Origin of the sequence: Comamonas sp. 17RB (genome assembly GCF_030056555.1) — a bacterium.
Lineage (GTDB): Bacteria > Pseudomonadota > Gammaproteobacteria > Burkholderiales > Burkholderiaceae_C > Comamonas > Comamonas terrigena.
Map to the genome: position 1 here is coordinate 1 of NZ_JASHHY010000005.1, position 19,799 is coordinate 19,799.

Annotated in this window: 19 protein-coding genes; all 19 read left to right on the forward strand. The window is 64.6% G+C overall.

The features are described from left to right. Window positions 1–134: 134 nt before the first annotated feature. The 19 genes from QM470_RS10145 to QM470_RS10235 all read left to right on the forward strand — a co-directional run bounded on the left by QM470_RS10145 (window position 135) and on the right by QM470_RS10235 (window position 19,780). Complete coding sequence (locus QM470_RS10145) at window positions 135–1,499, forward strand: pseudouridine synthase (protein ID WP_283339185.1); 1,365 nt, start codon at window positions 135–137, stop codon at window positions 1,497–1,499. 101 nt (window positions 1,500–1,600) lie between these two features. After that, on the forward strand, window positions 1,601–2,026 hold the full coding sequence (gene ndk, locus QM470_RS10150) for a nucleoside-diphosphate kinase (protein WP_066533958.1): 426 nt from the start codon (window positions 1,601–1,603) through the stop codon (window positions 2,024–2,026). A 90-nt stretch (window positions 2,027–2,116) separates the two neighbouring features. Further along, window positions 2,117–3,241, forward strand: a complete 1,125-nt coding sequence (gene rlmN / locus QM470_RS10155; protein ID WP_283339186.1) for a dual-specificity RNA methyltransferase RlmN — start codon at window positions 2,117–2,119, stop codon at window positions 3,239–3,241. A 48-nt stretch (window positions 3,242–3,289) separates the two neighbouring features. Next, window positions 3,290–3,874 (forward strand): hypothetical protein, encoded by a 585-nt coding sequence (locus QM470_RS10160; RefSeq protein WP_283339187.1) that lies wholly within the window; start codon window positions 3,290–3,292, stop codon window positions 3,872–3,874. Then, window positions 3,867–4,865 carry a helix-turn-helix domain-containing protein gene (locus tag QM470_RS10165; RefSeq protein ID WP_283339188.1) on the forward strand — a complete coding sequence of 333 codons (999 nt, stop codon included), beginning with the start codon at window positions 3,867–3,869 and terminating at the stop codon, window positions 4,863–4,865. Before QM470_RS10160 ends, QM470_RS10165 begins: the two co-directional genes overlap by 8 nt. A 3-nt stretch (window positions 4,866–4,868) precedes the next feature. Then, entirely contained in the window at window positions 4,869–6,152 is a 1,284-nt protein-coding gene (gene ispG, locus QM470_RS10170; RefSeq protein ID WP_280013109.1) for a flavodoxin-dependent (E)-4-hydroxy-3-methylbut-2-enyl-diphosphate synthase, read from the forward strand. Window positions 6,153–6,305: 153 nt separating this feature from the next. Further along, complete coding sequence (gene hisS, locus QM470_RS10175) at window positions 6,306–7,601, forward strand: histidine--tRNA ligase (protein ID WP_218331480.1); 1,296 nt, start codon at window positions 6,306–6,308, stop codon at window positions 7,599–7,601. 20 nt (window positions 7,602–7,621) lie between these two features. Further along, complete coding sequence (locus tag QM470_RS10180; RefSeq protein ID WP_280013110.1) at window positions 7,622–8,302, forward strand: YfgM family protein; 681 nt, start codon at window positions 7,622–7,624, stop codon at window positions 8,300–8,302. Between the two features lie 38 nt (window positions 8,303–8,340). Further along, window positions 8,341–9,465 carry an outer membrane protein assembly factor BamB gene (gene bamB / locus QM470_RS10185; protein WP_066533945.1) on the forward strand — a complete coding sequence of 375 codons (1,125 nt, stop codon included), beginning with the start codon at window positions 8,341–8,343 and terminating at the stop codon, window positions 9,463–9,465. Between the two features lie 13 nt (window positions 9,466–9,478). After that, on the forward strand, window positions 9,479–10,813 hold the full coding sequence (der, locus tag QM470_RS10190; protein WP_066533937.1) for a ribosome biogenesis GTPase Der: 1,335 nt from the start codon (window positions 9,479–9,481) through the stop codon (window positions 10,811–10,813). Between the two features lie 109 nt (window positions 10,814–10,922). Beyond that, window positions 10,923–11,171, forward strand: a complete 249-nt coding sequence (gene hfq / locus QM470_RS10195; RefSeq protein ID WP_066533936.1) for an RNA chaperone Hfq — start codon at window positions 10,923–10,925, stop codon at window positions 11,169–11,171. A 72-nt stretch (window positions 11,172–11,243) separates the two neighbouring features. Next, a complete protein-coding gene (gene hflX, locus QM470_RS10200; RefSeq protein WP_283339189.1) occupies window positions 11,244–12,413 on the forward strand; it encodes a GTPase HflX in 1,170 nt (389 codons plus the stop codon). A gap of 69 nt (window positions 12,414–12,482) precedes the next feature. Further along, window positions 12,483–13,853 (forward strand): FtsH protease activity modulator HflK, encoded by a 1,371-nt coding sequence (hflK, locus tag QM470_RS10205; RefSeq protein ID WP_283339190.1) that lies wholly within the window; start codon window positions 12,483–12,485, stop codon window positions 13,851–13,853. Between the two features lie 12 nt (window positions 13,854–13,865). Then, window positions 13,866–14,759, forward strand: coding sequence for a protease modulator HflC (hflC, locus tag QM470_RS10210; RefSeq protein ID WP_066533928.1), 894 nt, complete (start codon window positions 13,866–13,868; stop codon window positions 14,757–14,759). Window positions 14,760–14,812: 53 nt separating this feature from the next. Further along, on the forward strand, window positions 14,813–14,980 hold the full coding sequence (locus tag QM470_RS10215; RefSeq protein ID WP_313571558.1) for a DUF2065 domain-containing protein: 168 nt from the start codon (window positions 14,813–14,815) through the stop codon (window positions 14,978–14,980). A gap of 93 nt (window positions 14,981–15,073) precedes the next feature. Continuing rightward, on the forward strand, window positions 15,074–16,228 hold the full coding sequence (locus QM470_RS10220; protein ID WP_280013120.1) for an ATP phosphoribosyltransferase regulatory subunit: 1,155 nt from the start codon (window positions 15,074–15,076) through the stop codon (window positions 16,226–16,228). 29 nt (window positions 16,229–16,257) lie between these two features. Continuing rightward, window positions 16,258–17,634, forward strand: a complete 1,377-nt coding sequence (locus QM470_RS10225; RefSeq protein WP_283339191.1) for an adenylosuccinate synthase — start codon at window positions 16,258–16,260, stop codon at window positions 17,632–17,634. Between the two features lie 50 nt (window positions 17,635–17,684). Then, window positions 17,685–18,209, forward strand: coding sequence for a phosphoribosyltransferase (locus QM470_RS10230; RefSeq protein ID WP_066533924.1), 525 nt, complete (start codon window positions 17,685–17,687; stop codon window positions 18,207–18,209). Between the two features lie 515 nt (window positions 18,210–18,724). Next, window positions 18,725–19,780 carry a YncE family protein gene (locus QM470_RS10235; protein WP_502846836.1) on the forward strand — a complete coding sequence of 352 codons (1,056 nt, stop codon included), beginning with the start codon at window positions 18,725–18,727 and terminating at the stop codon, window positions 19,778–19,780. Window positions 19,781–19,799 lie beyond the last annotated feature (19 nt).

Here is a 19,799-nt window from a genome sequence, read left to right on the forward strand (position 1 = left end):
GAGCAGCCAGAGCAGCCAGAGCAGCCAGAGCAGCCAGAGCAGCCAGAGCAGCCAGAAGACGATGGTGGAAACCAGAGCTGGATCTGGAAGAACCGCTTTTAAGTGCGCAAAGCCCGCCGGCTTCGCCACATGCAATGACACTAGACTGCGCCCGGGTGGCGCAGGGAATGGATCGTATGAACCCCAAAGACCGGGCGCCCCGTGGCGCCGCCAAACCTGCTGCCGGCGCCCGCAAACCGCGCGCGGCCGCACCGCGTGCCCCCCAGGTGGTGGACGCCGCCGAGGTGAATGAAGCCGTGGACGCCGCCGAAACCCCGGAAACCGCCCTCGAAGCGCAAGGCTATGCCTTCGAAGACGTGGTGTCGGGCGCCCTGGACGCTGACGAAGCGCGCGAAGACCTGGCGCCAGCCAAGCGCGTGCTGCAACCGCAGGCCGAATCGCCCAAGCTGCACAAGGTGCTGGCCCAGGCCGGCATGGGTTCGCGCCTGGAGATGGAAAAGCTCATCCTGGAAGGCCGCATCTCGGTCAACAACGAGCCGGCCCACGTGGGCCAGCGCGTCCAGTTCGGCGACCAGATCAAGGTCAACGGCAAGCCGATCCACTTCCGCATCGAGCCGCCGCCTGCCCGCGTGATCGCCTACCACAAGCCCGTGGGCGAAGTGGTGACCCACGACGACCCGCAAAACCGCCCCACGGTGTTCCGCAAGCTGCCCAAGCTGCACACCGGCAAGTGGCAGTCCGTCGGTCGTCTGGACCTGAACACCGAAGGCCTGCTGCTGCTGACCAACTCCGGCGCCCTGGCCAACAACCTGATGCACCCGCGCTTCGGCCTGGAGCGTGAGTACGCGGTGCGCGTGCTGGGCGCCTTGAGCAAGGAAGAAAAGCAGCGCCTGCTCGACGGCGTGCAGCTCGAAGACGGCGAAGCCAGCTTCGGCTCCATCGAGGACGGCGGCGGCGAAGGCGCCAACTGCTGGTACCGCGTCACCATCTCGGAAGGCCGCAACCGTGAAGTGCGCCGCATGTTCGAGGCGGTGGGCCATGCCGTCAGCCGCCTGATCCGTATCCGCTACGGTGCCATGATGCTGCCCAAGGGGCTCAAGCGCGGTGCCTGGCTGGAGCTGGACGACAAGGACATCCAGGCCCTGATGCAGGCCGCCGGTGCCGCCATCCCCAAGGCTGCGCCGCGCGAAGGTGCCGGCCTGCGCCGTCCCAGTGCCGACCGCGGTGCAGGCCGCCGCAGCGGCCCGGGTGCCGCGCGTCCGCAGGCGCCCCGCCGCTTCCAAGACGGCGGCGGCCCCGAGCGCGACCGTCCGGCACGCTCCGGCGCGCTGTTCGGTGACGAAGGCGCCGCCCGCAGCAGTGCGGCCCGCGCCAAGCGCAGCGCACAGCCGGATCCATTGAAGACGTCCGCTGGCTATATCGGCCGCGACAGCCTGGAGCGTTACCGCGCCACGCAGAAGAAGGGCTCTGGCGGCGGCCGCCGTGGCGGTAGCCGCTGAGCGGATAGGTCCTGCTTGCCAGGGCTTTGTGCCACCCCGGTAGAATCAAGGGTTTTGCCGGTGTGGCAAAAAACGAACTAAAACCTGATTAGGAAAATCAAATGGCTATCGAACGCACCCTCTCCATCATCAAGCCCGACGCAGTTGCCAAGAACGTGATCGGCCAGATCTACTCGCGTTTCGAAGGCGCTGGCCTGAAGATCGCCGCTGCCAAGCTGGTGCACCTGTCGCGCGCTGATGCCGAGCAGTTCTACGCTGTGCACGCCGCACGTCCTTTCTTCAAGGACCTGGTGGACTTCATGATCTCCGGCCCCGTGATGATCCAAGTGCTGGAAGGCGAAAACGCCATCCTGAAGAACCGCGAACTGATGGGCGCCACCGACCCCAAGAAGGCTGAAGCCGGCACCATCCGCGCTGACTTCGCTGACAGCATCGACGCCAACGCCGTGCACGGCTCCGACGCTGCCGAAACCGCAGCCGTCGAAGTGTCCTTCTTCTTCCCTGGCATGAACGTCTACGCACGTTAATTCCATGACTCCCATGCTGGCCGAGGCTGCTGCTAAGGCGGCACCCCCTGCATGGGAGTGCCGCCCATGCCGTGGTCTGGGCATGCAGATATGACCACCAATCTTCTTGATTTTGACCTCCAGGGGCTGGTTGCTTATTGCGAGCAACTGGGGGAAAAGCGTTTCCGTGCCACGCAATTGTTCCGCTGGATCCACCAGCGTGGTGCGAAGGACTTCAGCCAGATGACGGATCTGGCCAAGTCGCTGCGTGAAAAGCTGCAGCATGAGGCGGAAATCCGCCCGCTGCCGGTGATCACCCAGCACGAATCCCAGGACGGCACCATCAAGTGGCTGTTCGATGTGGGTGACGGCAATGCCGTCGAATCCGTATTCATTCCCGAAGATGACCGCGGCACGCTGTGCGTGTCCTCGCAGGCCGGTTGTGCCGTGGGCTGCCGTTTCTGCTCCACGGGCCACCAGGGCTTCAGCCGCAACCTGAGCACGGGTGAAATCCTGGCCCAGCTGTGGTTTGCGGAGCACTTCCTGCGCGGCCACCTGAAGACCGATGAGCGCGTGATCACCAATGTGGTGATGATGGGCATGGGCGAGCCGCTGCAGAACTACAGCGCGCTGGTGCCCGCCCTGCGCACCATGCTGGACGACCATGGCTACGGCCTGTCGCGCCGCCGCGTCACCGTGTCCACCTCCGGCGTGGTGCCGATGATGGACCGCCTGTCCCAGGATTGCGCCGTGGCGCTGGCCGTGTCGCTGCATGCGCCCAATGACCCGCTGCGCGACAACCTGGTGCCGCTGAACAAGAAGTACCCGCTGGACGAGCTGCTGCAGGCCTGCCAGCGCTACCTGGAATTTGCCCCGCGCGACTTCATCACCTTCGAGTACTGCATGCTCGACGGCGTCAACGATCAGCCGGAACATGCCAAGCAGCTGGTGGAGCTGATCCGCAGCTACGGCAACGGCCGGCCCTGGTGCAAGCTGAACCTGATCCCGTTCAACCCGTTCCCGGCCTCTGGCCTGTTACGCTCGAGCAATGAACGGGTGGCGGCCTTTGCCAAGGCCCTCAGCGATGCCGGGATTGTGACCACGGTGCGCAAGACGCGCGGTGACGACATCGACGCGGCATGTGGACAATTGGCGGGGGACGTGAAAGACCGCACCCGCGCCGCAGAACGCATGGCCAAGCAGCGCACCATCATGCTCAAGCCGACGGCAGGTTAGAGCACACAGAGCGAGCGGCAAGACCACCATTCGACAAGGGACCTCCAGATGTGCTTTCATTCCGGGAATGCCAAGACAGGTTGCCAGCGCAGGGCGATAAGCCCCAGCGGCGCAGCAACTTGGGCATTTGCGGTGGCGCGATGCGCCGGCACCTCTTTGGCCCGCGTCCCGCAGGCGCTGGAAAGCGTCGCTGCAGCCTGCCATGTCCGCACCGGCATGGCATGTGACTTGCAAGCAGTTCCACCGCACCAGGCCGGGCTGCAACATGCCCTGTACCGCACTGCGCACCGCAGCGGGCAGGCCGGCCGCTGCGGTCAGTACCGGTCCGCAGCCCCGGTGGCTGAGGGTTGGACCTATGAAAAAGCTTACGAGATAGATGCAGGCAATCGCGTGATCGCCTACCATCTGGCAGATTTGCTGTTTGAGCGGCAAAGGGGAGAGCGTGCGCGCTTTCCCTTTTGCCGTTTGAACAATGGCGGGTACGCCAATGCCAAGTCCCTGAGGGAGGGGAGCCGCGCGGAGCGGGCATTGGATGCGACCTCGGCCGCGCGACAGCGGGTTCGCCCGCTGCCGCGCCGGTCAGCGGATTCCACAGAATGGCAACGTTATGAGCAAGGGGCTTTCCATGGCTGAGCTCCAGGAAGCAGAAGTGACAGAACAACTCGAATCGCCACCCGCACAACAGACTGCAGGCAGTCTGCTGCGCCAGGCCCGTGAAGCGGCGGGCATGCATGTTTCCTCCTTGGCCGATGTGCTCAAGGTGCCTGTGGCCAAGCTGCAGGCACTGGAAGCCGATGACTGGCAGGCCCTGCCGGATGCGGTGTTCACCCGCTCGGTGGCGCTGAGCATCTGCAAGGCCTTGCAGGTGGATGCGGCACCGGTCATGGCCTTGCTGCCCAAATCGGCCGCCACGCAGAAGTTCACCGCGCCCGGTCCGGGCATCAACGAGCCTTTCCGTGACAAGGCCGTGCGCTCCGTGCACGACACGCCCAACCCGGGCGGTGCCTGGAAGTGGCTGGCCTTGGCCCTGCTGGCCGGTGCCGGCGGCGGGGTGTGGTACTTTGCCCAGAAGCAGGATCTGCGCGATGCGGTGGTGGCTTCGGTGCAGGAGCGCTCCGAGCGTGCCATGGGCACGTCACAGTCCGCGCATACCGTGGATGTGGCGCCGCCGGAAGCCCCGGCGGCAGAAGCCGTGGCCGCCCAGGAGCCTGTGGCTCCGGTCGCCGCCGAAGCGGCCGCGCCGGCAGTGGCAGCCGTCCCGGCGCCCGCTGCGGTGGCGGAAGCCCCGGCCGCGTCTGCGACACCGGCTGCTGCCGTGGCCCCGGCGGTGGCAGCGCCTGCGGAGGCTGCCGCTGCGGCCCCTGCAGCGCCCGTGGCTGCCGCCACAGGCAGTGCCACCTTGCGCATCCAGGCCCGCGCAGCGACCTGGATCCAGGTGCGTGGCGGTGGCAAGGTGCTGGAGCAGAAGACGCTGAATGCGGGCGATTTTTTTGAAACCCAGGCACCCAAGCCGCTGTCGGTGGTGATTGGCCGCGCAGATGCGGCCGAGGTGCAGGTGGGTGGGGCAGCGTTCGATCTGGGGGCGGTGGCCCGCGAGAACGTCGCCCGATTTGAGGTGAAGTAAGAAGTGCAAGACTCGCAAAATTTGCAGCAGACAGGCGGCGGTCCGATCGCGATTGCCAGCCCGCTGCCGCGCAAATCGCGCCAGGCCCGTGTGGTGTGGCGCAACAACGTGGTCACCGTGGGGGGCGATGCGCCCGTGCGCGTGCAGTCCATGACCAACACCGACACCGTGGAGGCCGTGGAAACGGCCATCCAGGTGCGCCAGCTGGCCCAGGCCGGCTCGGAGATGGTGCGCATCACCGTCAACACGCCGGAGGCGGCGGCGGCCGTGCCCTACATCCGCGAGCAGCTCGACCGCATGGGTGAGTATGTGCCGCTGGTGGGCGACTTCCACTACAACGGCCACCGTCTGCTGACCGACTACCCGGCCTGCGCCGAGGCGCTGTCCAAGTACCGCATCAACCCCGGCAACGTGGGCAAGGGCGACAAGAAGGACAAGCAGTTCGGCCAGATGATCGAGATCGCCGCCAAGTACGACAAGGCGGTGCGCATCGGCGTGAACTGGGGCTCGATGGACCAGGAAATCATGGCCGAGCTGATGGACCAGAACTCCCGGCGTGCCCGGCCCTGGGAAACGCGGCAGGTCATGTACGAGGCGCTGATCACCTCGGCCATCAGCTCCGCCGAGCTGGCCCGCAACATCGGCCTGAACCCCGACAACATCATCCTGTCCTGCAAGGTCAGCGGTGTGCAGGACCTGATCTCGGTCTACCGCGAACTGGCACGCCGCTGCGACTATGCGCTGCACCTGGGTCTGACCGAAGCCGGCATGGCCACCAAGGGCACGGTGGCATCCACGGCGGCACTGTCGGTGCTGCTGCAGGAAGGCATTGGCGACACCATCCGCGTCTCGCTCACGCCCCAGCCGGGCGAAGCTCGCACGCAGGAGGTGGTGGTGGCGTCCGAGATCCTGCAGGCCTTGGGCCTGCGCGTGTTCGTGCCCAGCGTCACGGCCTGCCCGGGCTGCGGCCGCACCACCAGCACCACGTTCCAGGAACTGGCCAAACAGATCGACGACTTCCTGCGCGGCGAAATGCCCGTCTGGCGCGCCAAGTACCCCGGCGTGGAGGCGATGAAAGTCGCCGTGATGGGCTGCATCGTCAACGGTCCGGGCGAGAGCAAGCATGCCGACATCGGCATCAGCCTGCCGGGCAATGGCGAAGCGCCTGCGGCTCCCGTGTTCATCGATGGTGAAAAGGCCCTGACACTGCGCGGCGAGCACATCGCCCAGGAGTTCCAGGCCTTGGTGCAATCCTATGTGGAGCGCCGCTACGGCCAGCCCGGCTGAGCGTGCTGGCACAATCGCCTGAGAAAACCATAGCTGCCTGTGCTTGTGCACCATGAATTTCAGGTTTGTTTGAGCCTGAAGTTCATGTTGTCAGCGCAGAAGTTGCTCCTGAAATTGTGAGCACACATCCGAATTGTTGAAGAGATCGTTGAAGTGGCAAAGACCGAAAAACTGAGCGCCGTCAAAGGCATGAACGACATCCTTCCCGGCGAATCCGAACGCTGGGAATGGCTGGAAGCGCAGGTGCGCGATCTGATGGGGCGCTTTGCCTATCGCAATGTGCGCACCCCCATCGTCGAGCACACGCAGCTGTTTGTGCGCGGCATCGGTGAGGTCACGGACATCGTCGAAAAGGAGATGTACTCCTTTGAAGACAAGCTCAACGGCGAACGCCTGACCCTGCGCCCCGAAGGCACGGCCAGCCTGGTGCGTGCCACCATCGAAAACAATCTGCTGTACGACGGCGGCAAGCGCATGTGGTACATCGGCCCCATGTTCCGCCACGAGCGCCCTCAGCGTGGCCGCTACCGCCAGTTCCACCAGATCGGTGCCGAGGCCCTGGGCTTCGCCGGCCCCGATGTGGATGCCGAACTGATCCTGCTGGCCGTGTCGCTGTGGAAGCGCCTGGGCCTGACGCAGTGGCGCCTGGAAATCAACAGCCTGGGCCAGCCTGAAGAACGCAAGGCCCACCGCGAGGCGCTGATTGCCTACCTGGAGCAGCACACCGAGGTCATGGACGAAGAGGCCAAGCGCCGCATGTACAGCAACCCGCTGCGCGTGCTGGACACCAAGAACCCGGCCATGCAGGAAATGGTCAACGCCGCGCCCAAGCTGCTGGACTACCTGGGCGAAGCTTCGCTCGCCCACTTCGACGGGCTGAAGGCCATTCTGGACGCCAATGGCGTGCCCTGGACGGTCAACCCGCGTCTGGTGCGCGGCCTGGACTACTACAACCTCAGCGTGTTCGAGTTCGTGACCGATCTGCTGGGCTCGCAAGGCACCATCTGCGCCGGTGGCCGCTACGACTACCTGATCGAGCAGGTGGGCGGCAAGCCGGCACCCGCCGTGGGCTGGGCGCTGGGCGTGGAGCGCGTGCTGGAGCTGGTCAAGGAACTGGGCACCGACATCCCTGCGCCGCAGCTGGATGTGTACGCCATCGTGCCCGACGCGGCCGCCATGCCCGTGGTGCTGCGCACCCTGCAGCAGTTGCGCGAAGCCGGTGTGCGTGCCCAGATGCACACCGCCGGTGCCGAGGGCATGGGCTCGATGAAGTCGCAGTTCAAGAAGGCCGATGCCTCGGGCGCGCGCCATGCGCTGATCTTCGGCGGCGATGAACTGGCCCAGGGCCAGGTCACCGTCAAATCCCTGCGTGACGGCGAAGGCCGCCAGCAGCTGCAAGCCCTGGCCGAAGTGGCCCAATGGGCTGCCACCCTACAATCGAACGCTTAACCTGATTGCAGACACACGCTATGGCAACGCATCTCGACCTCGAAGAACAAGAACAGATCGACCAGCTCAAGCATTTCTGGAGCCGTTGGGGCACGCCCATCACCGGCGTGCTGGTCGTGGCTTTCGGCGGTTTCGCCGCCTGGAATGGCTGGCAGTACTGGCAGCAGCGCCAGTCCGTGCAGGCGGCGGCCCTGGCCGATGCCGTGCAGGTAGCCATCGAATCCAAGGATGACGGCCGTGTGGCCCAGAGCCTCAAGGACATCCAGGAAAAATACGCCAGCACCCAGCAAGCCGGACTGGCTGCGCTGGCTGCCGCCAAGGCCCAGGCCGATGCCGGCAAGCTCGATGAGGCCAAGGCCACGCTGACCTGGGCCAGCGAGAAGGCCGGAGACGACGGCCACAAGGCCGTCGCCCGCCTGCGCCTGGCTGCAGTGCTGATGCAGCAAAAAGACCTGGACGGCGCCAGCAAGGTGCTGGCCGGCAGCTTCCCGGCGGAATTCGCCGGCGTGCAGGCCGACCGCCAGGGCGATCTGCTGCAGCTGCAGGGCAAGGCCGAAGAGGCCGTGCAGGCCTACGAACGTGCCTACAAGGCGCTGGATCCACAGAACGAATACCGCCGCCTGGTGGAATTCAAGCTCAACGCACTGGGCGTACAACCCCAAACCATGGCTGCCGCTGGCGGCACGGAGACTGCAAAGTGAAGATTCGGGCACATCGCGCAGAGGGCGCAGCAACATGGATGACCGTCGGCCGCTGGGCAGCCAGCGCCGCACTTGTGACCGCCTTGGGCGGATGTGCCTGGTTCGGGACCAGCAAGCCCAAACCGCAGGATCTGGGTCCGAACGTGGTCAAGCTGGACATCCGCCAGGCCTGGACGGCCCGCGTGGGTGCCATCAAGGACGTGAGCCTGAGCACCCATGTGCTGGGCGATGCCGTCTATGTGTCGGCTGCCGACGGCACGGTGGTGGCACTCAATGCCCGCAACGGCCAGGATCTGTGGCGCACCACAGTGGGCAAGCCCTTGTCCAGCGGCGTGGGCAGCGACGGCGTGACCACGGCCGTGGTGACCAAGTCCAATGAACTGATCGGCATCATCGACGGCAAGCAGGCGTGGAGTAAGCGCCTGGAGGCCGGTGCCTACACCGCGCCGCTGGTGGCCGGTGCCCGCGTGTTCCTGGTGACGGCAGACCGCACCATTGCGGCCTATGACGCCCGCACCGGCCAGGCCCTGTGGTCGCAGCCGCGCACCGGCGAGCCGCTGGTGCTGCGCCAGCCCGGCGTGCTGCAGGCGGTGGGCAACACCCTGGTGACGGGCATGGCCGGTCGCCTGGTGGCGCTGCAGCCCGACAACGGCGCCGTGCTGTGGGAGGCCCCGCTGGCCAGCCCGCGCGGCACCAACGACGTGGAGCGCCTGGTGGATCTGGTCGGTCCCACGTTCACGCAAGGCAATGTGGTGTGCGCACGCGCCTTCCAGGCCAGCGTGGGTTGCGTGGACGCTGCCCGTGGCCAGGTGCTGTGGACACAAACTGCCAGAGGCTCTGTGGGTGTTGGCGGCGATGCAGAATTGCTGGCAGGCACCGAAAGCAATGGTGTGGTGCAGGCGTGGGACCGGGCCGACGGCAAGAAGCTGTGGTCGGTGGAGCGCTTCCAGCACCGCCGCCTGACGGCACCGTTGCTGCTGGGCCGCTCCGTCATCATGGGTGACGATGCGGGCCTGGTGCACGTGCTCTCCAAGCAGGATGGTTCGCACCTGAACCGCCTGCAGACAGATGGATCCGGCATGGCAGCTGCACCCGTGGTTGCCGCCGATACGCTGGTGGTCGTGACACGCAATGGTGGCGTGTACGGCTTCCGGCCGGAATGAGATTTTCTTCGGAATGAAGCCAGTAATTGCCCTTGTAGGGCGGCCCAATGTGGGCAAATCGACCTTGTTTAACCGCATGACCAAGTCGCGGGATGCGATCGTGGCCGACTTCGCCGGCCTGACGCGTGACCGCCACTATGGCCAGGGCAAGCAGGGCAAGCACGAATACATCGTGATCGACACCGGTGGTTTCGAGCCCGATGCATCCAAGGGCATCTTCAAGGAGATGGCCAAGCAGACCCGCCAGGCCGTGGCAGAAGCCGATGTGGTGCTGTTCATCGTGGACGCCCGCGCCGGCCTGTCGGCCCAGGACCATGAAATCGGCAACTACCTGCGCCGCCTGGGCAAGCCCGCGCTGCTGGTGGCCAACAAGGCCGAAGGCATGCGCGAAGGCGCACAGCTGACCGAATTCTATGAATTGGGTCTGGGCGATGTGGTGGCCGTCTCGGCCGCCCACGGCCAGGGTGTGCGCAGCCTGGTGGAGCAGGCGCTGGGCCAGCTGAACCTGCCCGAGCCCGAAGAGGAAACGCTGGACGATGTGGAGAAAGCCCCCATCCGTCTGGCCGTGGCCGGCCGCCCCAATGTCGGCAAGTCCACGCTGATCAATGCCTGGCTGGGCGAAGAGCGCCTGGTGGCGTTCGACATGCCGGGCACCACGCGCGACGCCATCTCGGTGCCGTTCGAGCGCAATGGCCAGAAGTTCGAGCTGATCGACACCGCCGGCCTGCGCCGCAAGGGCAAGGTGTTCGAGGCCATCGAGAAGTTCTCGGTGGTCAAGACGCTGCAGGCCATCGAAGGCGCCAACGTGGTGCTGCTGCTGATCGACGCCACACAGGGTGTGACCGACCAGGACGCCCATATCGCCGGCTATGTGCTGGAGAGCGGCCGCGCCGTGGTGGTGGCGGTCAACAAATGGGATGCGGTGGATGACTACCAGCGCCAGATGCTGGAGCGTTCGATCGAAACGCGTCTGTCGTTCCTGAAGTTTGCGCCGCTGCACTTCATCTCGGCACAGAAGCGCCAGGGCCTGGGCCCGCTGTGGGCGTCGCTGGTGCAGGCACACAAGTCGGCCACCTGCAAGATGCCGACGCCGGTGCTCACCCGCCTGCTGCTCGAAGCGATCCAGTACCAGACGCCCAAGAAGGTGGGTTCCTACCGTCCCAAGATGCGCTATGCGCACCAGGGCGGCATGAATCCGCCGCTGATCGTGATCCACGGCAATTCGCTGGAGCATGTGACGGAGGCGTACAAGCGCTTTCTGGAAGGGCGGTTCCGCAAGGAGTTCAATCTGGTTGGAACCCCCTTGCGCATCGAGATGAAGACCTCCCACAATCCTTACTCGGATTGAGGCCGGAATCGTCAGTCCATAGCCCGGTCCCAGCCATGCGCAAGGCTGGAATACCAGGGCTGTGTTAAGGTGTACGTTTACAACAACATTTCCGAACACGGAGAATATCGTGAGCAACAAAGGCCAACTTCTGCAAGATCCTTTCCTGAACGCACTGCGCCGTGAACACGTGCCGGTGTCGATTTACCTGGTCAACGGCATCAAGCTGCAAGGTCAGATCGAATCGTTCGACCAGTACGTGGTGCTGCTGCGCAACACGGTCACCCAGATGGTTTACAAGCACGCCATCTCCACCATCGTCCCCGGCCGCGCCGTGAATTTCTCGACGGCCGATACCAGCGAAGCCCCTGCCGCTTGATTAGGTTTTTCATGTTTCCTTCCCTGTGCCAGCCACAGGGTGGGGGTGTGATGTCGGTGCTGCGGAGTGTCCATGACTGATACTTCGCGCTCTGCCACGGCATCCGCTCCAGTGGTTCTGGTGGGTGTGGACTTCGGTCTGCCCCATTTCGACCAAGAGCTGGAAGAGTTGGGTTTGCTGGCACAGACTGCCGGCCTGAACCCTGTTGCGCGCATCACCTGCAAGCGCAAAGTGCCCGATGCGGCACTGTTTGTCGGCAGCGGCAAGGCGGACGAGATCCGCATGCTGGCCCAGATGCACGGCGCCAAAGAGGTCCTGTTCGACCAGGCGCTCAGCCCTGCGCAGCAGCGCAACCTCGAGCGTGCGCTGGAAATGCCGGTCAACGACCGCACGCTGCTGATCCTCGAAATCTTTGCCCAACGCGCCCGCAGCCACGAAGGCAAGCTGCAGGTGGAGCTGGCGCGTCTGCAGTACGTCGCTACCCGCCTGGTGCGGCGCTGGACCCACTTGGAGCGCCAGGCCGGCGGTATCGGCGGCCGTGGCGGCCCCGGTGAAAAGCAGATCGAGCTGGACCGCCGCATGATTGCCGACGCCATCAAGCGCACCAAGGAACGTCTGCAGAAGGTCAAGAAGCAGCGTGCCACGCAGCGGCGCCAGCGTGAGCGCCGGGATGTGTTCAACATCTCGCTGGTGGGCTACACCAATGCCGGCAAATCCACGCTGTTCAACGCCCTGGTCAAGGCCCGCGCCTATGCGGCCGATCAGCTGTTTGCCACGCTGGACACCACCACACGCCAGTTGTATCTGACAGAAGCGGGGGCTTCGGTCTCGCTGTCTGATACCGTGGGCTTTATCCGAGACCTGCCGCACGGTCTGGTGGACGCCTTCCAGGCCACACTGCAGGAAGCGGTGGACGCCGATCTGCTGCTGCACGTCGTGGATGCATCCAATGCAACCTTTCCGGAGCAAATGGATCAAGTGCACAAGGTGTTGGCGGAAATCGGTGCCCAGGATATTCCCCAGGTGCTGGTGTTCAACAAGCTGGATGCCCTGGAATCCGGGCAGCGTCCGGCGGTGTTGCAGGACAGCTACGAGGTGGACGGGGTGGCCGTGCCGCGGGTGTTTGTCAGCGCCCGGTCGGGCGAGGGCTTGCCTGCGTTGCGCCAGTTGCTGGCAGACATTCTGCTGGCACGCCAGGAAGGGGCTGCAGATATGACCCCAGATGACGACGCCAATTTGTAAACGGCTGGCTGACAGGATTGGGCACAATGTTGCGCAACTGTGTCTTTTTCAAAAATTGAGACTTTTCGCATGAATTTCTTGAATCGCGCCCCACGTTGGGCGGTGTTGCCGGAACGACTGCGGGGCATGTTCAATCTGAACGATCCCCGCTGGGGGCGTGGAGGGGATGACCGTCCCGAAGACGCCAACAACCCGCGTCCGGAGCAGGACCGTCCCACACCGCCTCCACAACCGCCACGGGGTCGCGACGGTTCCAATGGCTCGCAGCCACCGGATCTGGACGAGATCTGGAAAGACTTCAACCGCAAGCTCTCGGGCCTGTTCGGTGGCAAACCGCCATCGGGTGGCAACTCCGGCGGCCGCAGCGGCGGCACCCCGCCGGACATGCGCAATGCCGGCATGGGCGTGGGCCTGATCGCCGGCGTGGCCGTGCTGATCTGGCTGGGAACGGGTTTCTTCATCGTCCAGGAAGGCCAGCAGGCCGTCATCACCCAGTTCGGCAAATACCACTCCACCGTGGGTGCCGGTTTCAACTGGCGCCTGCCGTATCCGGTGCAGAACCACGAGCTGGTGTATGTGTCGCAGATCCGCTCGGCCGATGTGGGGCGTGACAACATCATCAAGAGCACAGGCCTGCGCGAGTCGGCCATGCTGACCGAAGACGAGAACATCGTCGAAATCAAGTTCGCCGTGCAATACCGCCTGAGCGATGCGCGTGCCTGGCTGTTCGAGAGCAAGAACCCGGCAGAAGCCGTGGTGCAGGCGGCCGAAACCGCGGTGCGCGAAGTGGTGGGCAAGATGCGCATGGACTCCGCCCTGGCGGAAGAGCGCGACCAGATCGCCCCGCGGGTGCGCGAGCTGATGCAGACCATCCTGGACCGCTACAAGGTGGGCGTGGAAGTGGTGGGCATCAATCTGCAGCAGGGCGGCGTGCGTCCGCCCGAGCAGGTGCAGGCCTCGTTCGACGACGTGCTCAAGGCCGGTCAGGAGCGCGAGCGCGCCAAGAACGAAGCCCAGGCCTATGCCAATGACGTGATTCCACGTGCCGGTGGTACCGCCTCGCGCCTGAAGGAAGAAGCGGAAGCCTACAAGGCCCGCCTGACCGCCCAGGCACAAGGTGATGCACAGCGCTTCAGCTCGCTGCTGGCGGAGTACAAGAAAGAGCCGCAGGTCACGCGTGACCGCCTCTACACCGAGACCATGCAGCAGGTCTACAGCAACGTGACCAAGGTCATGGTGGATTCCCGCCAGGGCTCCAACCTGCTGTACCTGCCGCTGGACAAGATCATGCAGAGCGTGTCGCAGCAGTCGAATGCCGCGGCCAGCACCGAAGCTGCTTCCGGCAACGCCGCCGCAGCGCCGGCCGCCGTGCCCCAGGTCCATACCATCGATCCCCGTGCCCGCGATGCCAATCGCTCGCGCGAGCGAGATTCCCGCTAAGAGGAGTAATACGTGAACCGCGTTGGATTTTTTGTTTCCTCTTTGCTCGTCGTCGTGGCGTTGCTCAGTTCCATGCTCTTTGTCGTGGACCAGCGCCAGTTCGGCGTGGTCTACGCCCTGGGTCAGATCAAGGAAGTGATCACCGAGCCTGGTCTCAACTGGAAGATGCCGCCCCCGTTCCAGAACGTGCGCTACATCGACAAGCGTCTGCTGACGCTCGACAGCACGGACACCGAACCCGTGCTGACGGCCGAAAAGCAGCGTGTGGTGATCGACTGGTATGTGCGCTGGCGCATCTCGAATCCCTCGGAGTACATCCGCAACGTGGGTTTGGATGAGTCCGCTGGTGCCATGCAGCTCAACCGTGTGGTGCGTAATGCCTTCCAGGAAGAAATCAACCGCCGCACCGTGCGCGAGCTGCTGTCTTCCAAGCGCGAAGCGCTGATGGCCGATGTGAAGCGTGAAGTGGCGGAGTCCGTCAGCGGTGCCAAGCCCTGGGGCGTGGACATCGTGGACGTGCGCATCACCCGCGTGGATTACGCCGAAACCATCACCGAATCGGTCTACCGCCGCATGGAGGCCGAGCGCAAGCGCGTGGCCAACGAGCTGCGCTCCACCGGTGGTGCCGAAGGCGAAAAGATCCGTGCCGAGGCCGACCGCCAGCGCGACATCACCATCGCCAATGCCTACCGCGATGCCCAGATCATCAAGGGCCAGGGCGATGCCGAAGCCGCGCGCGTCTACGGCGAGGCCTTTGGCCGCGATCCGCAGTTCGCGCAGTTCTACCGCAGCCTGGAAGCCTACAAGGCCAGCTTCAACAAGAAGAGCGATGTGGTGGTGGTCGATCCATCGTCCACCGACTTCTTCAAGGCCATGCGCAGCAGCGGCGGCAGCTCCGCACGCTGACATTCCGCCAGCCACCGCCACGCCATCCCATGGAGTTCTGGAACCACCTGGGCATGGCGCTGGCGCTGGTGCTGGTCATCGAGGGCTTAGGCCCTTTTCTTTTTCCTGGCGCCTGGCGCCGGGCGTTCTCCCAGATGCTGGCCCTGCGTGAAGGCCAGCTGCGTTTCATCGGTCTGCTGGGTATCGCAGTTGGCCTGCTGCTGCTGCTGTTGTTGCAATAACGTGCGTACGGGCTGGGCCTTGCGGCGGCCGGTTTTGGGTGCGCGCAGTGATAGCCGGTAGAATCACGTTTTTAACAGCCTCTCCCTTTTTCCATGTCTGCTTGGGTCCTGCCGGATCACATCGCCGATGTTTTGCCTTCCGAGGCACGGCACATCGAGGAATTGCGTCGAGGACTGCTCGATACCGCCCGCAGCTACGGGTACGAGCTGGTCATGCCACCGTTGCTGGAGTACCTGGAGTCTCTGCTGACGGGTTCTGGCGAAGCGCTCCATCTCCAAACCTTCACACTGGTGGACCAGCTGTCCGGTCGCACGCTGGGCTTGCGTGCCGACATGACGCAGCAGGTCGCGCGCATCGACGCCCACCTGCTCAACCGTGACGGCGTCGCGCGCCTGTGCTACTGCGGCCCGGTGCTGCACACCACGCCGGACCGTCCCCGCGCCACCCGCGAGCCGCTGCAGTTCGGCGCTGAAATCTATGGCCATGCCGGCCCGGAAGCCGATCTGGAAGCGCTGCAGCTGGCCCTGGCCTGCCTGAAGGGCGCCCAGGTCAGCGACTACAGCGTGGACCTGGCCGATGTGCGCATCGTGCGCAGCCTGCTGGCGGGCGTGATGGTCGAAACCAGCGTGCTGCAGCGCGTGCACTCGGCGCTGGCGGCCAAGGACGCCACCAGCCTGGCCGAGCTGACCCGGAATTTCCCCCAGGCTTCGCGTGAGGGCCTGCAAGCCCTGCTGCAGCTGTACGGTGACGTGCAGGTGCTGGACGAAGCCGAAAAGGCACTGGCCCGCGTGCCCGGTGCCCAGCATGTGATCGCCCACCTGAAGTGGTTTGCCGCCCAGCTGCCTTCCGATGTGAAGGTGACCGTGGACCTGGCCGACCTGCGCGGCTACGCCTACTACAGCGGCACCCGCTATGCGGTATATGCCCCGGGCGCCAGCGATGCGCTGGTGCGTGGTGGCCGCTACGACGAAGTGGGCGCCGTATACGGCCGCAACCGGCCTGCCGCCGGCTTCTCGCTGGACATCAAGCAGCTGGTGGCGGTGGTGCCTGCGCGGCCGCTCAAGGCGGCGGTGCGTGCGCCCTGGGGGGCCAGCGATGCCAGTTTGGCGCAGGCGATTGCCGCACTGCGCGCCCAAGGGGAAACTGTGGTCTGCGTGCTGCCTGGGCACGAGAGCGAGGTTGATGAATTCCACTGCGATCGGGAGCTTGTGCTGCGTGCCGGGCAATGGGTCGTACAAGCCTTCTGAGGCATTTTTCCATTTCAACGGATTTAGACATGAAAGCAAGCAAAGGTCGCAACGTCGTCGTAGTCGGCACCCAGTGGGGTGACGAAGGCAAGGGCAAGCTGGTCGATTGGCTGACCGAAAGTGCCCAAGGCGTGGTCCGCTTCCAAGGCGGTCACAACGCCGGCCACACCCTGGTGATCAACGGCAAGAAGACAGCGCTGCACCTGATTCCCAGCGGCATCATGCGCCCCGGCGTGAAGTGCTACATCGGCAACGGTGTGGTGCTGTCGGTCGGCAAGCTGTTTGAAGAAATCGAAGGCCTGGAAAAGGCCGGCGTGCAAGTGCGCGAGCGCCTGCGCGTGTCCGAAGCCTGCCCGCTGATCCTGCCTTTCCACCAGGCACTGGACGTGGCCCGTGAAGCGGCCCGCGAACAAGGCGGTGTGCAGAAGATCGGCACCACGGGCAAGGGCATCGGCCCCTCGTACGAAGACAAGATCGCCCGCCGCGCCCTGCGTGTGCAGGATCTCAAGCACCCCGAGCGTTTCGCCACCAAGCTGCGCGAACTGCTGAACCTGCACAACCACATCCTGGTGAACGTGCTGGGTTCCAAGAACTTCGACTTCGGCGCTGCCCTGGCTCCCTACATGAAGGATGGCGAAGTCCAGTTTGACGCGGTCTACAGCGAAGCCATGCGCCACGCCGAACTGCTCAAGCCCATGATCGCCGACGTGTCGCGCGAACTGAATGCGGTGCACGCCGAAGGCGGCAACCTGCTGTTCGAAGGCGCCCAGGGCACGCTGCTGGACGTGGACCACGGCACCTACCCCTATGTGACTTCGTCCAACTGCGTGGCAGGCAATGCATCCGCTGGCGCCGGTGTCGGCCCGGGCATGCTGCACTACATCCTGGGCATCACCAAGGCCTACTGCACCCGCGTCGGTGGCGGTCCTTTCCCCACCGAACTGGAATGGCGCAAGGAAGGCACTCCCGGCTACGTGATGTCCACCGTGGGCGCCGAAATGGGTGTGACCACCGGTCGTTACCGCCGCTGCGGCTGGTTCGATGCCGCGCTGCTCAAGCGCTCGGCCCAGATCAACGGTCTGTCCGGTCTGTGCATCACCAAGCTGGATGTGCTGGACGGCATCGAAGAGCTGCAACTGTGCGTGGGCTACGAGCTGGACGGTGAAAAGATCGACCTGCTGCCCCTGGGCGCGGACGACATCGAGCGCTGCAAGCCCATCTACGAATCCATCCCCGGCTGGACCGACTCCACCGTGGGCGTGACCGAATACGACAAGCTGCCGGTGAATGCCCGCCGCTATCTGGACCGTATTGCCGAAGTGACGGGCGTGCCCATCGCCATGGTGTCGACCAGCCCCGACCGCGATCACACCATCCTGATGCACAACCCCTACAGCGCTGCCTGAGCGTTGTGCACCAGCCAACCACCCCACACGCGAGAGACCGGAGCCAACCTATGTTGACTGAAGACGGAAAGCACCTGTACGTCAGCTATGACGAATACCACGGCCTGATCGAGAAGCTGGCCATCAAGATCCACCAATCGGACTGGCAGTTCGACACCATCCTGTGCCTGGCACGCGGTGGTCTGCGTCCCGGTGACATCCTGAGCCGCATTTTCGACAAGCCCCTGGCCATCATGTCCACCAGCTCCTACCGCGCCGAAGCCGGCACGGTGCGTGGCCACCTGGACATCGGCCGCTTCATCGCCACCCCCAAGGGTGAGATCGCCGGTCGCGTGCTGCTGGTCGACGACCTGGCCGACTCCGGCGTGACGCTGAACGCCGTGGTCAAGATGCTCAAGGAAAACTACCAGCCCATCACCGAGCTGCGTACCGCCGTGATCTGGACCAAGGGCGTGTCCACCTTCCAGGCCGATTACTCGGTGGAAGACCTGCCGACCAACCCCTGGATCCACCAGCCTTTCGAAGGCTACGACAACCTGTCGCCCGAGAAGCTGCTGGAAAAGTGGAAGGTCTGAGCCCCGGCTCGGCACCGGTCTGAAGGCCGGTGCCTTCCACTCCGCACAAGGCCCCGCAAGGGGCCTTTTTGCATGGCGCCTGCGGGATTGGGGTCTGACCAGGCCCATAGCCTGGCTATCGGTATGCAGCCTCCGATTGCAGGCTGCGTATATCAAAAAGTGAGCACCTTAGACAGGTGTAATGGTGATCTAAGCCAATAATTTATTTGAAGTCGCCATATACCGGGTATTTAGTGCTCATAAAAATATAGCTAACCACGTTGGTGGCTGTAAGTCCCGGGATCGATTGGAGGGAGTGGTCGCTGCGGCTGCAGCACAGGCGCTGCGTCGGATATGGCCCCGGGTCGGTGTCGCAAAAATGCGTGATGTCCCCCATCGGCACTACACTGCCATTGCAAGCCCCTGCGGCAGGCATACACTGCGGGCTCATTTTTGAAAGTGGTGTCCCTGTGGCGGTTTCCCGTTCCAAGCGCCAGAGCCTGATGTGGCTGCTGGGTTCGCTCTCTACGCCGGCCATGGCTGGAGTTTTCTCCAACCTGTTCGGCGCGTCTGAACCCGCCAAGGTGTCCGCGGGTTCGACGGCATCCGGCGCGGCGGCACACCCCGCCCCCGTGGCAGTTGCTGCAACTGCTGCACCGGCTGCCGGCGGCAAGCCGCCTCCGGTGTTCGTGCTCAACTCGCTGGATGCGACCATCAGCGTGGTCGACCCCGCCACCTGGACCGAAACCGCGCGCCTGCCCACCGGCAAGGAGCCGCACCACCTGTACCTGACGCCGGACGAGAAGTCCATCATCGTGGCCAATGCCACGGGCGACACGCTGACCTTTGTCGACCCGCGCACGGCCGTCATCCAGCGCACGGTGCGCGACATCGTCGACCCCTATCACCTGCGCTTCTCGCCGGACATGAAGTGGTTCATCACCGCTGCCAACCGCCTGAACCACGTGGACATCTACCGCTGGGATGGCAGCAACCCGCAGCTGGTGCAGCGCATTCCCACGGCCAAGACCCCCAGCCACCTGTGGATCGACGCCAAGAGCACCACGATCTACTCCACCATGCAGGACAGCGACGAGCTGGTCGCCATCGACCTGCACACGCAAAAGCTGCTGTGGCGTGTGCCCACGGGCTCCATGCCGGCCGACCTGTACGGCAGCCCCGATGGCAAGTTCATCTTCATCGGCCTGACCGGCAGCGACGGCGTGGAGGTGTTCAGCATCAACCCCGCCGCCACGGCCACGCCGGCCAAGCGCGTGGGGCAGATCCCCACGGCCAAGGGCGCACACGCCTTCCGTGCGCTGGGCGACGGCCGCCACCTGCTGGTGAGCAACCGCGTGGCCAACACCATCAGCAAGATCGACATGACCACCCACACCGTGGTGGACAACTACCCCGCACCGGGCGGTCCGGACTGCATGGACGTGACCACCGATCTGCGCTACATCTACCTGTCCTCCCGCTGGGCGCGCAAGCTGAGCGTGATCGACATGGTGGAAAAGAAGGTGGTCCGCCAGGTCAATGTGGGCAAGTCGCCCCACGGCGTGTGGACCCTGGCCCACTCGCCGCGCTGAACACTGCCAGACCGCGAGG

Excerpts from the sequence above, each read along its gene's own strand:
- QM470_RS10225 (WP_283339191.1), top strand. The coding sequence starts at position 16,258 with ATGAAAGCAAGCAAAGGTCGCAACGTCGTCGTAGTCGGCACCCAGTGG.
- QM470_RS10215 (WP_313571558.1), top strand. The coding sequence starts at position 14,813 with ATGGCGCTGGCGCTGGTGCTGGTCATCGAGGGCTTAGGCCCTTTTCTT.
- der (WP_066533937.1), top strand. The coding sequence starts at position 9,479 with ATGAAGCCAGTAATTGCCCTTGTAGGGCGGCCCAATGTGGGCAAATCG.
- hflK (WP_283339190.1), top strand. The coding sequence starts at position 12,483 with ATGAATTTCTTGAATCGCGCCCCACGTTGGGCGGTGTTGCCGGAACGA.
- ndk (WP_066533958.1), top strand. The coding sequence starts at position 1,601 with ATGGCTATCGAACGCACCCTCTCCATCATCAAGCCCGACGCAGTTGCC.
- QM470_RS10165 (WP_283339188.1), top strand. The coding sequence starts at position 3,867 with ATGGCTGAGCTCCAGGAAGCAGAAGTGACAGAACAACTCGAATCGCCA.
- hflX (WP_283339189.1), top strand. The coding sequence starts at position 11,244 with ATGACTGATACTTCGCGCTCTGCCACGGCATCCGCTCCAGTGGTTCTG.
- bamB (WP_066533945.1), top strand. The coding sequence starts at position 8,341 with ATGACCGTCGGCCGCTGGGCAGCCAGCGCCGCACTTGTGACCGCCTTG.
- QM470_RS10180 (WP_280013110.1), top strand. The coding sequence starts at position 7,622 with ATGGCAACGCATCTCGACCTCGAAGAACAAGAACAGATCGACCAGCTC.
- QM470_RS10145 (WP_283339185.1), top strand. The coding sequence starts at position 135 with ATGACACTAGACTGCGCCCGGGTGGCGCAGGGAATGGATCGTATGAAC.
- QM470_RS10220 (WP_280013120.1), top strand. The coding sequence starts at position 15,074 with ATGTCTGCTTGGGTCCTGCCGGATCACATCGCCGATGTTTTGCCTTCC.
- QM470_RS10235 (WP_502846836.1), top strand. The coding sequence starts at position 18,725 with ATGGCTGGAGTTTTCTCCAACCTGTTCGGCGCGTCTGAACCCGCCAAG.
- QM470_RS10160 (WP_283339187.1), top strand. The coding sequence starts at position 3,290 with ATGTGCTTTCATTCCGGGAATGCCAAGACAGGTTGCCAGCGCAGGGCG.
- rlmN (WP_283339186.1), top strand. The coding sequence starts at position 2,117 with ATGACCACCAATCTTCTTGATTTTGACCTCCAGGGGCTGGTTGCTTAT.
- QM470_RS10230 (WP_066533924.1), top strand. The coding sequence starts at position 17,685 with ATGTTGACTGAAGACGGAAAGCACCTGTACGTCAGCTATGACGAATAC.